The 13,007-nt window shown below is 53.1% G+C and carries 14 protein-coding genes; 11 read left to right on the top strand and 3 right to left on the bottom strand.

The genetic code is table 11. From position 1 onward, the window contains the following. The first annotated feature begins 57 nt into the window (after nt 1–57). Genes yfcF through yfcD form a run of 3 tightly spaced genes read left to right on the top strand, consistent with a single transcriptional unit; the run spans nt 58 to nt 1,909 of the window. Nucleotides 58–702: a glutathione transferase gene (yfcF, locus tag GA0061070_RS12135; protein ID WP_090136396.1), complete on the top strand. Its 645-nt coding sequence runs from the start codon at nt 58–60 to the stop codon at nt 700–702. A 55-nt stretch (nt 703–757) separates the two neighbouring features. Further along, nucleotides 758–1,309 carry a phosphodiesterase gene (yfcE, locus tag GA0061070_RS12130; RefSeq protein ID WP_139109759.1) on the top strand — a complete coding sequence of 184 codons (552 nt, stop codon included), beginning with the start codon at nt 758–760 and terminating at the stop codon, nt 1,307–1,309. A 54-nt stretch (nt 1,310–1,363) separates the two neighbouring features. After that, nucleotides 1,364–1,909 carry an NUDIX hydrolase YfcD gene (gene yfcD / locus GA0061070_RS12125; protein WP_090136394.1) on the top strand — a complete coding sequence of 182 codons (546 nt, stop codon included), beginning with the start codon at nt 1,364–1,366 and terminating at the stop codon, nt 1,907–1,909. A gap of 43 nt (nt 1,910–1,952) precedes the next feature. Here yfcD and GA0061070_RS12120 read toward each other — a convergent pair whose 3' ends face one another. Further along, entirely contained in the window at nt 1,953–2,972 is a 1,020-nt protein-coding gene (locus GA0061070_RS12120) for a LacI family DNA-binding transcriptional regulator (protein ID WP_074777078.1), read from the bottom strand. 234 nt (nt 2,973–3,206) lie between these two features. On the opposite strand from GA0061070_RS12120, the gene GA0061070_RS12115 reads away from it, so the two are divergent. From GA0061070_RS12115 to GA0061070_RS12095, 5 genes are all read left to right on the top strand, one after another. Next, nucleotides 3,207–3,650: a PTS sugar transporter subunit IIA gene (locus GA0061070_RS12115; protein WP_090136393.1), complete on the top strand. Its 444-nt coding sequence runs from the start codon at nt 3,207–3,209 to the stop codon at nt 3,648–3,650. Nucleotides 3,651–3,729: 79 nt separating this feature from the next. Beyond that, on the top strand, nt 3,730–4,002 hold the full coding sequence (locus GA0061070_RS12110) for a PTS sugar transporter subunit IIB (protein WP_007371072.1): 273 nt from the start codon (nt 3,730–3,732) through the stop codon (nt 4,000–4,002). Nucleotides 4,003–4,054: 52 nt separating this feature from the next. Beyond that, nucleotides 4,055–5,446 (top strand): PTS ascorbate transporter subunit IIC, encoded by a 1,392-nt coding sequence (locus GA0061070_RS12105; RefSeq protein ID WP_090136392.1) that lies wholly within the window; start codon nt 4,055–4,057, stop codon nt 5,444–5,446. Further along, a complete protein-coding gene (locus GA0061070_RS12100; protein WP_090136391.1) occupies nt 5,443–6,276 on the top strand; it encodes a transketolase in 834 nt (277 codons plus the stop codon). Before GA0061070_RS12105 ends, GA0061070_RS12100 begins: the two co-directional genes overlap by 4 nt. Next, nucleotides 6,269–7,222 carry a transketolase family protein gene (locus GA0061070_RS12095; protein ID WP_090136390.1) on the top strand — a complete coding sequence of 318 codons (954 nt, stop codon included), beginning with the start codon at nt 6,269–6,271 and terminating at the stop codon, nt 7,220–7,222. Before GA0061070_RS12100 ends, GA0061070_RS12095 begins: the two co-directional genes overlap by 8 nt. A 175-nt stretch (nt 7,223–7,397) precedes the next feature. Here the strand turns inward: GA0061070_RS12095 and pta are convergent, their stop codons facing one another. Together pta and ackA are read right to left on the bottom strand one after the other, a co-directional pair. Next, nucleotides 7,398–9,539 carry a phosphate acetyltransferase gene (pta, locus tag GA0061070_RS12090; protein WP_090136389.1) on the bottom strand — a complete coding sequence of 714 codons (2,142 nt, stop codon included), beginning with the start codon at nt 9,537–9,539 and terminating at the stop codon, nt 7,398–7,400. A 78-nt stretch (nt 9,540–9,617) separates the two neighbouring features. Further along, nucleotides 9,618–10,820: an acetate kinase gene (ackA, locus tag GA0061070_RS12085; RefSeq protein WP_090136388.1), complete on the bottom strand. Its 1,203-nt coding sequence runs from the start codon at nt 10,818–10,820 to the stop codon at nt 9,618–9,620. Nucleotides 10,821–11,157: 337 nt separating this feature from the next. Here ackA and yfbV point away from each other — a divergent pair, with 337 nt between their 5' ends. From yfbV to GA0061070_RS12070, 3 genes are all read left to right on the top strand, one after another. Beyond that, on the top strand, nt 11,158–11,613 hold the full coding sequence (yfbV, locus tag GA0061070_RS12080; RefSeq protein ID WP_043952894.1) for a terminus macrodomain insulation protein YfbV: 456 nt from the start codon (nt 11,158–11,160) through the stop codon (nt 11,611–11,613). 174 nt (nt 11,614–11,787) lie between these two features. Then, on the top strand, nt 11,788–12,282 hold the full coding sequence (locus GA0061070_RS12075) for a YfbU family protein (RefSeq protein WP_090136387.1): 495 nt from the start codon (nt 11,788–11,790) through the stop codon (nt 12,280–12,282). Beyond that, nucleotides 12,275–12,952: a sugar phosphatase gene (locus tag GA0061070_RS12070; protein ID WP_279616086.1), complete on the top strand. Its 678-nt coding sequence runs from the start codon at nt 12,275–12,277 to the stop codon at nt 12,950–12,952. The genes GA0061070_RS12075 and GA0061070_RS12070 overlap by 8 nt, the downstream gene beginning before the upstream one ends. Nucleotides 12,953–13,007 lie beyond the last annotated feature (55 nt).

Below are 13,007 nucleotides of genomic sequence, written 5' to 3'. Positions count from 1 at the left end.
CAGCCTGAACAGGACGTTATATTTTGAAGAAAAAGCTCATCATTAAACGAGGATGTTATGAACGAACCGGCTATCACGTTATGGTCCGATGCCAATTATTTCTCCCCGTATGTTCTATCGGCATATGTCGCGCTGCATGAAAAAGGTTTACCTTTTTCGCTTAAAACCGTCGATCTGGCCAGCGGCGCTCAGCATACGCCGGGTTGGCCGGGTTACCACCTGACGCATCGTGTGCCGGTTCTGGCGATTGAGGGCTTCGAACTCAGCGAATCGACGGCGATTGCGGAATATCTCGAAGAGCGTTTCGCGCCGCCGGAATGGGAGCGCATCTACCCACACGACTTGCAAAAACGCGCCCGAGCCCGGCAAATCCAGGCCTGGCTGCGTAGCGATTTAATGCCTATCCGTGAAGAGCGCTCGACAGAGGTCGTTTTCGCTGGCGAGAAGAAAGCGCCGCTCAGCGTTGGTGGGCAGGTGAGTGCGGAAAAATTGTTTGCTATCGCTGGCGATCTGCTGGCGCACGGTAAGTCGAATCTGTTTGGCGAGTGGTGTATTGCGGATGTCGATCTGGCATTGATGCTCAACCGGCTGGTGATGAATGGCGATACGGTGCCGGAGCTGCTGGCGGAGTATGCCACATTCCAGTGGCAGCGCTCGTCCGTTCAGCGCTATGTTGCACTTTCCGCTAAGCGTTCAGGCTGATAAGCCCGCAGACTTCCGTTATCATGGGCTGTTTTCTTCCACATGAGGTGCAGTGATGAAACTGATGTTTGCATCGGACATTCATGGGTCGTTGCCCGCGACGGAGCGCGTACTGGAACTGTTTGCTCAAAGCGATGCACACTGGCTGGTGATCCTCGGCGATGTGTTGAATCACGGGCCGCGCAACGCGCTGCCGCAGGGGTATGCACCGGCGCAAGTGGCTGAGCGGCTTAATGAGCAGGCCAGCCACATCATCGCCGTGCGCGGTAACTGTGACAGCGAAGTGGATCAAATGTTACTGCATTTCCCGATTACCGCGCCCTGGCAGCAAGTGCTGTTAGCAGAACGCCGTCTGTTTCTGACACATGGACATCTGCTTGGCCCGGATAATGTACCGCCGCTGGCGACAGGAGATGTGCTGGTTTATGGCCATACGCACATTCCGGTAGCGGAACAGCGGGGCGACATTTTCCACTTCAATCCCGGCTCGGTGAGTATTCCCAAAGGTGGGTTTGCCGCCAGTTATGGCATGCTGGAAGAGGGCGTATTGCGCGTGATCGCACTTAATGATCAGCGGATTATTGCGCAGGTCGCGATTAATCCGTAATTTACCTTTCAACCGAAACGCGCCAAAAGAGCGCCACAAAGAGAAGATTTCCCGATGGTGGAACAGAGTCATTTTGCAGGCATGGAGTGGGTGGATATTGTCAATGAAGACAATGAAGTGATCGCGCAATCAAGCCGGCAACAGATGCGGGCGCAGTGTTTGCGTCATCGCGCAACCTACATTGTGGTGCATGATGGAATGGGCAAAATTCTGGTGCAGCGTCGTACCGAAATCAAAGATTTCATGCCCGGTATGCTGGATGCCACCGCTGGTGGTGTGGTGCAGGCCGGTGAAATTTTACTGGATTCCGCACGCCGTGAAGCTGAAGAAGAGCTGGGTATTGCCGGTGTTCCCTTCGCCGAACATGGCCAGTTCTACTTTGAAGATGAACATTGCCGCGTCTGGGGCGGATTGTTCAGTTGTGTTTCTCACGGGCCTTTCGCGTTGCAGGAAGAAGAGGTGAGCGAGGTCTTCTGGATGACACCGGAAGAGATCACTACCCGCTGTGATGAATTTACTCCTGATTCCCTGAAAGCGCTTGCGTTATGGATGAGCCGCAATGCCAGCAACGATGCGGAAAAAACCCCGGAAGCCGACTAGGCTGTGCCCAGCGTCGCCACCACGACCAATTACGGGACACAGCCTAGCAGCTATCACGCAGGCAAAACGTCGGTGCTATCGGCGTTTTGTTCTCCCAGGTTTCATCATTCAGGCGTGCCAGCAGCGCGCGGCCTGCTTCAATACCAATCTTGCGGTGCGGCACGGAAATAGTGGTCAACGGCGGCTGGCATACCCGGCTGACGTCGCTGTCGCCGAAGCCGACTATCGCTAGATCATCCGGTACCTTAATACGGCGCCGCTGGCACTCGTACAGTGCGCCGCAGGCCAGTTCATCCGAGACACACACCAGCGCATCCAGTTCCGGCCACGCCAGCAAAAACTCCGGCAGTTGTGCCGCGCCCGTGGAGAAAACCGGCGGTGCGGCGGCATTAATAACCCGGTTCGGCGACATATGGTGGCGCAGCATCGCTTTGTACCAGCCCTGCAAATGCTGCTGGAAAATCCATTGTTCCTGGTTGGCGCACAACAGGCCGATATTCTGGTACCCTCGCTGTACCAGCATTTGCGTCAGCTCGAACATCGCAGCAACGTTATCGATGCCAATATTCATATCAATCGGATCAGCGCGCACTGCGCCAATTTCCATCACCGGAATGGAGGCGTTTTTCAGCCAGTGGCGTACCATGTCGCTGTGCTCAACGCTGAGCAGAATGGCGGCGGCCAGATTAGACGCGAGCAGCGTTTCCAGCAATTTCTCTTCCTGCTCCAGTCGGTGTTGCGACTCGGCAAGCATGATCTGATAGCCGGCAGGCTGCAAAACCTGCTGCAAACCGGCGAACATCTCCGAGCAGCCGGATTCGGCAAGGCTCGGTACCACCATCGCGATAGTCCAGGATGACGCCGAAGCCAGCGCGCTGGCCGCCAGATTGGGCATATACCCCAACGCCTGCACGGCAGCATCTATCTTCTCACGCAATTTATCTGAAACCTGTTCCGGGGTACGTAATGCCCGCGAGACCGTCATGGTGCCGACGCCAGCAAGCTGGGCGACATCGGCAAGGGTGACTTTTCCTGTGCTCCGACGTTTTCGGGTAATTGCCATTCCGTTTCCTGACAGCCCTGATATCTCAGGCGCTGAGTTATGAGTCATCTCAAGGCAGTATACGCCGGAAAGCCCTGCTTTTTCTGCGAATTCCCCTGCGTTTTCATATCTGATAGCGCTATCACATTTTTCGATCATTACTGTTGGTAGCGCTATCTTTGCGACTATCATCACGGATAAGCGACGCTGACTTGCATAAAGTTTGCCCATCTTATCCCTGATAAGGAGTGTGAAGTGTTAGACCAATGGCTTAACGACAAGACGATTCAGGTGCTTGATGGCGTGGAGAATTGGCCGCAGGCGCTGGAGATTTGTGCCAGACCGCTGCTCACATCCGGCACGATCGCGCCGGATTATGTGACAGCCATTGTCGCCCAGCACCAGAAACTGGGGCCGTACTATGTACTGGCACCGGGGCTGGCAATGCCGCATGCCAGGCCGGAAGAGGGGGCTAAAGGGTTAGGATTATCGTTATTAAAATTGTCTCGCGGCGTCGATTTTGGCGCAGAGGATGCGGATCCGGTTGACACTATCATTATGTTGGCCGCGCCGGATAAACATAGCCATATTGAAATGATCGCCGCGTTGGCGGAACTATTTTCAAGTGATAAGGATATGGCGCAATTACATCGTGCAAACAGCCTGGAGGAAATTAAAAACATTATTCAGCGTTTCTGATTTTTTATTTTTCACCAGTGATTACACATTGCCTGCTATGGGTGATGCGGTCGTACTCTACTCAAAAAAGGTAAATACAATGAAAATAATGGCAATTTGCGGATCCGGCCTGGGCAGTAGCTTTATGGTCGAAATGAATATTAAGAAAGTTCTCAAAAAACTGAATATCGAAGCTGAGGTCGAGCATTCCGACCTCTCTTCAGCCACACCCGGTGCCGCCGATGTGTTTGTCATGGCAAAAGATATTGCCGCCAGCGCCAGCGTGCCGGAAAACCAGTTAGTTGTCCTCAGCAACATCATTGATATCAATGAACTGGAAGCGAAAATCAGCGCTTTCTTCGCCAACCGTTAACATCAACCGGATGCGCTGCACAACGGTGCGGCATGCATAAAGCGAGGTGGATATGTTTATCCTTGAAACGCTAAACTTTGTTGTTGATATATTGAAAGTCCCTTCCATATTGGTGGGATTAATTGCGCTGATTGGCCTGGTAGCGCAGAAAAAATCCTTTTCCGATGTCGTGAAAGGCACGGTCAAAACGATTCTCGGTTTTATCGTACTGGGCGGTGGTGCAACAGTATTAGTCGGCTCGTTAAATCCACTGGGTGGCATGTTTGAACATGCTTTTAATATTCAGGGGATCATTCCAAATAACGAAGCGATTGTTTCAATTGCGCTGGAGAAATATGGTGCATCAACGGCGTTGATCATGGCGTTCGGCATGGTGGCGAATATTATTGTCGCGCGCTTTACGCGTCTGAAATATATTTTTCTGACCGGACACCACACCTTTTATATGGCGTGCATGATTGGGGTGATCCTCACCGTCGCTGGCTTTGAAGGTGTCGGACTGGTGTTCACTGGTTCGCTGATCCTTGGCCTGGTGATGGCGTTCTTCCCGGCGATAGCGCAGCGTTATATGAAACGGATCACCGGCAACGATGACATCGCGTTCGGCCATTTCGGTACGCTTGGCTACGTGCTGTCTGGCTGGATCGGCAGTAAATGCGGTAAGGGCTCACGCTCAACGGAAGAGATGAACCTGCCGAAAAACCTGAGCTTCCTGCGTGATAGCTCGATCTCCATCTCGCTGACGATGATCATTATTTACATGATCTTAGCTGTTTGCGCCGGGCGTGATTACGTTGAGAGTCAACTCAGCGCCGGGCAGAACTTCCTCGTCTACGCGATTATTCAGGCCATCACCTTTGCTGCTGGCGTATTTATTATCCTGCAAGGCGTACGTCTGATTCTGGCGGAAATTGTACCTGCTTTTACCGGTTTTTCCGAAAAACTGGTGCCCAACGCTCGCCCTGCCCTGGATTGCCCGGTGGTTTATCCCTATGCGCCAAATGCGGTGCTGGTCGGCTTCCTGTTCAGTTTTCTCGGCGGGCTGGTAGGGTTATTCCTGCTCGGCCAGATGAAACTGGTACTTATCCTGCCTGGCGTGGTACCGCATTTCTTCACCGGTGCGACGGCGGGTGTGTTTGGTAACGCTACCGGCGGACGACGTGGTGCGATGATCGGCGCCTTCGCCAACGGATTACTCATCACTTTCCTGCCAGTCTTGCTGTTGCCGGTGCTCGGTGCGCTGGGCTTTGCCAATACGACCTTCTCTGATGCTGACTTTGGCTTTATCGGCATTGTATTGGGCAATCTGGCGCGTTACCTGTCGCCGCTGGCGATTACCGGGCTGGTGGTGGCGGTATTCGTCGCATTGGTCATCTGGAATCTGATGTCGAAGGGTAAACCTGCTGCCAATGGCACGGAAGAAAAGAGCGGAGCGAAGTCATGAGCACAATTGCAGAAGTGAAACAGTTTGCGCGGGATATTCGCATCGAAACCCTGAAAGCATTGACACACCTGGGCTTTGGTCACTATGGCGGCAGTATGTCAGTGGTGGAAACGCTTGGCGTACTGTATGGCGACGTCATGCGAATTGATCCGGCCGATCCGGACTGGCCGGAGCGCGATTACTTCGTGCTGTCGAAAGGCCATGCTGGCCCGGCGCTTTACAGCACGCTGGCGCTGAAAGGCTATTTCCCACAGGAGATGCTGCAAACGCTCAATGAGAACGGCACCCGCTTGCCAAGCCATCCGGATCGCTTAAAAACCCGGGGCGTGGATGCGACCACTGGATCGCTTGGTCAGGGCATTTCTATTGCCGGAGGAATGGCACTGGGACATAAACTGGCGGGCAGGCCCAACCGTGTGTTTTGCATCGTTGGTGATGGCGAGTTGAACGAAGGGCAGTGTTGGGAAGCGTTCCAGTTTATTGCTCATCACAAGCTCAACAACTTGACGGTGTTTGTGGACTGGAATAAGCAGCAACTGGACGGCGAGCTGGATGAGATCATTTGCGCTTTTGATCTGGAGGGGAAATTCCGCGCCTTCGGTTTTGATGTCTATACGGTGAAGGGTGATGACATCGCCGCGCTTCTGGAAGTGGTGAAGCCGGTTCCGACTGCCGATGCCCGACCACGGTTGGTGATCCTTGACAGCATTAAAGGGCAAGGGGTGCCGTATCTCGAAAAGATGAGTAACTCGCACCACTTACGCCTGACAGAAGAGATGAAGCAGGCGCTTAACGAAACCATCGAACAACTGGAGGCGGCGCATGATTAAGGTGGCCGAAATCGGTAGCAAAGACAGTATCGAGATGCGCAAAATTTATGCCGGTTTTATCAGCGATCAGATTGAAGCAGGCAGCGACATTATCGCGCTGGAAGCCGATCTGATGAGTTCGATGGCAATGGATGGTGTGCATAAAAAGTATCCGCAACAGGTGATCAACTGCGGCATCATGGAGGCAAATGTCATTGGTACGGCAGCGGGTCTGGCGTTGACCGGACGCAAACCCTTTGTGCATACCTTTACGGCATTTGCCAGCCGCCGCTGTTTCGACCAGTTGTTTATGTCGCTCGATTATCAGCGTAACAATGTCAAAGTCATCGCCTCCGATGCCGGTGTGACCGCCTGCCACAATGGTGGTACACACATGTCGTTTGAAGATATGGGGATTGTGCGCGGTCTGGCTCATTCAGTGGTGCTGGAGGTGACGGATGCGGTGATGTTTGCCGATATTCTGAACCAACTGGCTCACCTGGAAGGGTTCTACTGGGTGCGCACCATTCGTAAACAGGCGCCCACTATTTATCAGCCAGGTTCACACTTCACCATCGGCAAAGGCAATGTTCTGCGTGACGGTACGGATATTACGCTGATTGCCAACGGCATAATGGTGGCTGAGGCGCTTGCGGCAGCGCAGCAACTGGGGCAGGAAGGTGTTAGTGCGGCGGTAATTGATATGTTTACCTTAAAACCTATCGACCGCATGCTGGTGAAGAACTACGCCGAGAAGACCAGGCGGATTGTCACCTGTGAGAATCACAGCATTCATAACGGGCTGGGTTCGGCCGTGGCGGAAGTGTTAGTGGAAACGTGCCCGGTGCCGATGCGGCGCGTGGGCGTGAAAGAGCGCTATGGTCAGGTGGGAACGCAGGATTTTCTACAAAAAGAGTATGGGCTGACGGCGCATGACATTGTATCCGCCGCGCGGGAGCTGCTGTAAGTAATAATCCGCCTTCATAGAAGGCGGCATTGAGTACGCCCACAGGGCGTGCTTTTCAGTTGGCAATAAAAAAGGCGACCCGGAGATCGCCTTTTGATTATTGCCGGATGGCGTTAACGCTTATGCGGCCTACAGAACCCGTAGGGCGGATAATGCGCGGCCTCATCCGACACAATTACTGCTGCTGAGACGCCTGAATTGCGGTCAGAGCAATGGTGTAGACGATATCGTCTACCAGAGCGCCACGGGACAGGTCGTTAACCGGTTTGCGCATACCCTGCAGCATTGGCCCGATGGAGATCAGGTCGGCAGAACGTTGTACCGCTTTGTAGGTGGTGTTACCGGTGTTCAGATCCGGGAAGATGAACACAGTAGCGCGACCGGCAACCGGAGAGTTCGGCGCTTTGGATTTCGCAACGTCAGCCATTACTGCGGCGTCGTACTGCAACGGACCATCGATAACCAGGTCAGGACGTTTTTCCTGCGCCAGACGGGTCGCTTCACGCACTTTCTCTACATCGCTACCTGCGCCGGAGTTACCGGTGGAGTAGGAGAGCATCGCCACGCGCGGCTCAATACCGAAAGCGATAGCAGAATCAGCAGACTGAATCGCGATTTCAGCCAGTTGTTCAGCGGTCGGATCCGGGTTGATCGCACAGTCGCCGTAAACGTAAACCTGTTCCGGCAGCAGCATGAAGAACACGGAAGAAACCAGCGAGCTACCCGGTGCGGTTTTGATCAGTTGCAGCGGCGGACGAATGGTGTTTGCGGTAGTGTGAACAGCACCGGAAACCAGACCATCAACTTCATCCTGTTCCAGCATCAGCGTGCCGAGAACTACGTTATCTTCCAACTGTTCGCGGGCAACGGCTTCGGTCATGCCCTTGCTCTTACGCAGCTCAACCAGACGAGCAACATAGCTTTCACGGACGACGTCCGGATCGACGATTTCGATACCGCTACCCAGTTCAACGCCTTGAGCCGCCGCAACGCGGTTGATCTCGTCCGGGTTACCCAGCAGGATACAGGTCGCGATGCCGCGTTCAGCACAAATCGCAGCGGCTTTAACGGTACGCGGCTCGTCGCCTTCCGGCAGAACAACGCGTTTGCCTGCTTTGCGTGCCAGCTCAGTGAGCTGGTAACGGAAGGCTGGCGGAGAGAGACGGCGGCTGCGCTCGGAAGTCGCGCTCAGGGAGTCAATCCACTGTGCATTGATGTAACGGGCAACGTATTCCTGAACGTTTTCGACACGTTCGCTATCGTCAACCGGAACTTCCAGATTGAAGCTTTGCAGGCTCAGAGAGGTCTGCCAGGTGTTGGTGTTCACCATAAATACCGGCAGGCCGGTAGCGAATGCACGTTCACACAGCTTGCGAACGCTGGCTTCCATTTCATAGCCGCCAGTCAGCAGCAGAGCACCGATTTCCACGCCGTTCATTGCGGCCAGGCAGGCAGCAACCAGCACATCCGGACGGTCTGCGGAAGTCACCAGCAGAGAACCCGGGCGGAAGTGTTCCAGCATGTGCGGAATGCTGCGCGCACAGAAAGTCACGGATTTCACGCGGCGGGTTTTGATGTCGCCTTCGTTGACGATGGTAGCATTCAAGTGACGCGCCATATCGATTGCACGCGTGGCAATCAGATCGAAGCTCCATGGAATAGCACCGAGCACCGGCAGTGGGCTGGTTTCCTGCAGTTTTGTCGCATCAACGTGTATGACTTTCGCTTTGGAAGAGTCATCAAAAATTTCTGACAGATCCGGGCGAGTACGGCCCTGATCGTCAACCGGAGCGTTCAGTTTGTTAACGATAACGCCGATGATATTGGTATTTTTTGTGCCGCCGAAGCTGTTACGGGTCAGTTCGATACGCTCTTTCAACTGTTCCTGTGTGTCAGTACCCTGAGACATCACAAACACGATTTCTGCGTTCAGCGTTTTGGCAATTTCAAAGTTCAGCGAATCGGCAAACTGGTGTTTGCGGGTTGGCACCAGACCTTCAACCAGCACGACTTCAGCGTCTTTGCTGCTTTCGTGGTAACGCGCGATGATCTCTTCCATCAGCACGTCTTTCTGGTTGCTGGAGAGCAGCGATTCAACGTGGCTCATTTTCAGCGGTTCAGCCGCTGGCAGGCCAGAAGTCGCACGCACGATGGTGGTGGTCTGGTCCGGAGCATCGCCACCAGCACGCGGTTGGGCGATCGGTTTAAAGACGCTCAGACGAACGCCTTTGCGTTCCATAGCGCGGATAACGCCAAGGCTGACGCTGGTCAGGCCGACGCTGGTTCCGGTAGGGATCAGCATAATAATACGGGACACGGTTAATCCTCTTTCGTTACCGTCGTTGCAGACGGGTTACAAAACAGCACCGCCAGCGTTGGCTGGCGGTGTGGGTAATCAGGCAGTCAGGCGGCTCGCGTCTTGCGCAATAACCAGTTCTTCGTTGGTTGGGATAACAACGGCAGGACGGGTGCCTTCTTTGTTGATAAAGCCAGACTTGCCGAAACGGGCAGCCAGGTTACGTTCGTGGTCAATTTCAAAGCCCAGTACGCCCAGGCGCCCCAGGGAGAGTTCACGTACCATTGCGGCGTTTTCACCGATACCACCGGTGAAGACAACGGCGTCAAGACGGCCATCCATCAGCGCAGTGTAAGAACCGATGTATTTTGCCAGGCGGTGGCAGTAAACGTCCATCGCACGTTTTGCGTCTTCTTTCTCTTTGTAGTTGTCTTCTACATAACGACAGTCGCTGGTGACTTCAGTCAGACCCAGCAGGCCGGACTCTTTGGTCAGCATTTTGTTGATTGCTTCAACGCTCATGCCCAGAGTGTCATGCAGATGGAACACGATAGCCGGGTCGATATCACCGGAACGGGTACCCATTACCAGACCTTCCAGCGGGGTCAGCCCCATCGAGGTATCAACACATTTGCCGTTGCGAATTGCAGAAACAGAACCACCGTTGCCGAGGTGGCAAGTGATGATGTTCAGCTCTTCAACCGGTTTGTTCAGCACTTTGGCTGCTTCCTGAGTCACATAGAAGTGGCTGGTGCCGTGTGCGCCGTAGCGACGTATGCCGTGCTCTTTGTACAGTTTGTACGGCAGTGCGTACAGATAGGACTCTTCCGGCATCGTGGTGTGGAACGCGGTGTCGAAGACAGCGACGTTTTTGCCCTTCAGTTTCGGGAAGGATTTCAGCGCTTCAGCGATACCGATCAGGTGAGCTGGGTTATGCAGCGGTGCAAAAGAAGCGGCATCTTTGATACCCTGAATAACCGTTTCGTCGATAACAACAGAACTGGTGTATTTTTCGCCACCATGCACGATGCGGTGACCAATAGCAGTCAACTGTGCAGACAGTTCTGGTTTTTGTGCCAGAATAGTGTTAACGATAAAGTTCAGCGCCTCACTGTGAGCGGCACCTGCACCTAAAGCCGCTTCTTGTTTACCGCCATCGATTTTCCACTTGATGCGTGCTTCAGGGAGATGGAAGCATTCGGCTAAACCAGAAAGGTATTCGTCACCATTAGATGCATCGATGATAGCAAATTTCAGTGAGGAACTACCGCAGTTCAGAACCAGTACTAACTTACTCGACATGGAAGTACCTATTTATGATACGTGGCTAAAAAAGGTCAGTGAGTCGCACAGCGTAGCGCAGGTTGACGCTGACATTTATGATTAACATCATGCTGAATATATTTTTTGGCATGATGGAAGAATACATAAGATTTTAAGCTATTTTGCGCAAATTTCAGACAGTGGCATAATGAGCTTTAAATTTGACCATTTGACGATTGTCGTCTACAGGCCCTGGTCAGGCTGCCACAGGATACCTGATAGCTGGTGGGATTGACAAAAAATTTTAACGTTGTCATTTGTAGTTGTTGTTTTGCACAAATTTTTTAATTTTTATATGTGAAGTTGAGGTAAAGCCATGTCCACTTCTGAGAATCGACCCGTCAGTTTCTTCAGTTTGTTTCGTCGGGGTCAGCGTTATGCGAAGACCTGGCCCATGGAAAAACGCCTCGCTCCGATGTTTGTTGAGAATCGCGTGATCCGCGCAACGCGTCATGCTATCCGCTTTATGCCGCCGCTGGCGGTCTTCACTCTATGCTGGCAAATCGCGCTTGGCGGTCAGCTTGGCCCGGCAGTGGCAACCGCGCTTTTTGCCCTGAGCCTGCCAATGCAGGGGCTATGGTGGCTGGGTAAACGCTCCGTCACGCCACTACCACCCTCTATTCTGCACTGGTTTTACGAAGTGCGCGGCAAACTCCAGGAAGCGGGACAGGCGCTGGCACCGGTGGAAGGAAAACCTGATTATCAGGCGCTGGCAGACACCCTTAAGCGTGCTTTCAAACAGCTGGATAAAACATTTCTTGATGATCTGTAACACCATCAGGAATCGCAGTCTGAATAGTCTGTATAAAAAGAAGACATCATTGTGGTGGCTTCTTTTTTATTTTGATCTACACAACACCCCCGGCAAATCAAGAAAGCCATCGTTTTCAGCATGTAAACTCGAAACATCATATTTAAAGTGCCGATGAGCCACAGGAGTCGAAAGATGGAAATGACTAATGCCCAACGTCTGATCTTATCCAATCAGTATAAAATGATGACCATGATGGATCCGGCGAATGCAGAACGCTACCGCCGTTTACAGACCATTATTGAGCGTGGCTATGGTCTGCAAATGCGCGAGCTGGATCGCGAGTTCGGCGAGCTGAAAGAAGAAACCTGCCGCATTATTATCGATATTATGGAGATGTATCATGCGCTCCATGTCTCCTGGACCAACCTGAAAGACGCCAATACCATTGATGAACGCCGTGTGACTTTCCTTGGCTTTGACGCGGCAACGGAAGCGCGTTACCTCGGCTATGTGCGTTTTATGGTTAACATTGAAGGTCGCTACACCCATTTCGATGCCGGTACGCACGGCTTTAATGCGCAAACACCGATGTGGGAAAAATATCAGCGCATGCTGAGCGTATGGCACTCCTGCCCGCGCCAGTATCATCTGAGCAGCAACGAAATTAATCAGATTATCAATGCCTGAGGAGGTGAGTGTGCAGTGCAAAGGATTTCTGTTTGATCTGGATGGCACGTTGGTTAATTCTTTGTCCGTTGTTGAGCGGGCATGGTGTAGTTGGGCCGACAGGTTTGGCATCGCGCATGATGAAGTGCTGAATTTCATCCATGGCAAACAGGCTATTACCTCGCTGCGTCACTTTATGCCGGGAAAATCGGAAGATGAAATTGCCGCCGAGTTTACCCGGCTGGAAGCCATCGAAGCGGCAGATACCGATGGGATAGCACCGTTACCGGGCGCTATCGCATTACTTGAGCACCTCGATTCGGCAGGCATTCCGTGGGCGATTGTCACCTCTGGTTCCGTGCCGGTTGCTCACGCTCGTCACCGCGCAGCCGGTCTGCCTGCGCCGGAAGTGTTTATCACCGCTGAGCAGGTTAAACAGGGAAAACCTGCTCCGGATGCTTATCTGCTTGGCGCAGAGCGGCTGGGCCTGGCACCACGGGATTGCGTGGTGGTTGAAGATGCCGCTGCGGGCGTTTTGTCAGGGCTGGCGGCAGGGTGCCACGTCATTGCGGTAAATGTTCCGGCCGATTCTCCCCGGCTTGATGAAGCCGATTTCGTGCTTACCAGCCTCGAAGCGCTGAATGTTGTGAAACAGTCAGACGGAACGGTGATTGTCACGCTGAACACCTGAGTCCATGATTTAACCCCACATTTGTGGGGTTTTTTTATGGCACTATTTTCCCTCC

Source organism: Kosakonia oryziphila (assembly GCF_900094795.1).
GTDB lineage: Bacteria > Pseudomonadota > Gammaproteobacteria > Enterobacterales > Enterobacteriaceae > Kosakonia > Kosakonia oryziphila.
Note: the sequence above shows the minus strand (reverse complement) of the source record. Positions and strands in the feature narration are given on the sequence as shown.

Coding starts and splice junctions, on each gene's coding strand:
- yfcF (WP_090136396.1), top strand. CDS start 58: ATGAACGAACCGGCTATCACGTTATGGTCCGATGCCAATTATTTCTCC.
- yfcE (WP_139109759.1), top strand. CDS start 758: ATGAAACTGATGTTTGCATCGGACATTCATGGGTCGTTGCCCGCGACG.
- yfcD (WP_090136394.1), top strand. CDS start 1,364: ATGGTGGAACAGAGTCATTTTGCAGGCATGGAGTGGGTGGATATTGTC.
- GA0061070_RS12120 (WP_074777078.1), bottom strand. CDS start 2,972: ATGGCAATTACCCGAAAACGTCGGAGCACAGGAAAAGTCACCCTTGCC.
- GA0061070_RS12110 (WP_007371072.1), top strand. CDS start 3,730: ATGAAAATAATGGCAATTTGCGGATCCGGCCTGGGCAGTAGCTTTATG.
- GA0061070_RS12105 (WP_090136392.1), top strand. CDS start 4,055: ATGTTTATCCTTGAAACGCTAAACTTTGTTGTTGATATATTGAAAGTC.
- GA0061070_RS12100 (WP_090136391.1), top strand. CDS start 5,443: ATGAGCACAATTGCAGAAGTGAAACAGTTTGCGCGGGATATTCGCATC.
- GA0061070_RS12095 (WP_090136390.1), top strand. CDS start 6,269: ATGATTAAGGTGGCCGAAATCGGTAGCAAAGACAGTATCGAGATGCGC.
- ackA (WP_090136388.1), bottom strand. CDS start 10,820: ATGTCGAGTAAGTTAGTACTGGTTCTGAACTGCGGTAGTTCCTCACTG.
- yfbV (WP_043952894.1), top strand. CDS start 11,158: ATGTCCACTTCTGAGAATCGACCCGTCAGTTTCTTCAGTTTGTTTCGT.
- GA0061070_RS12075 (WP_090136387.1), top strand. CDS start 11,788: ATGGAAATGACTAATGCCCAACGTCTGATCTTATCCAATCAGTATAAA.
- GA0061070_RS12070 (WP_279616086.1), top strand. CDS start 12,275: ATGCCTGAGGAGGTGAGTGTGCAGTGCAAAGGATTTCTGTTTGATCTG.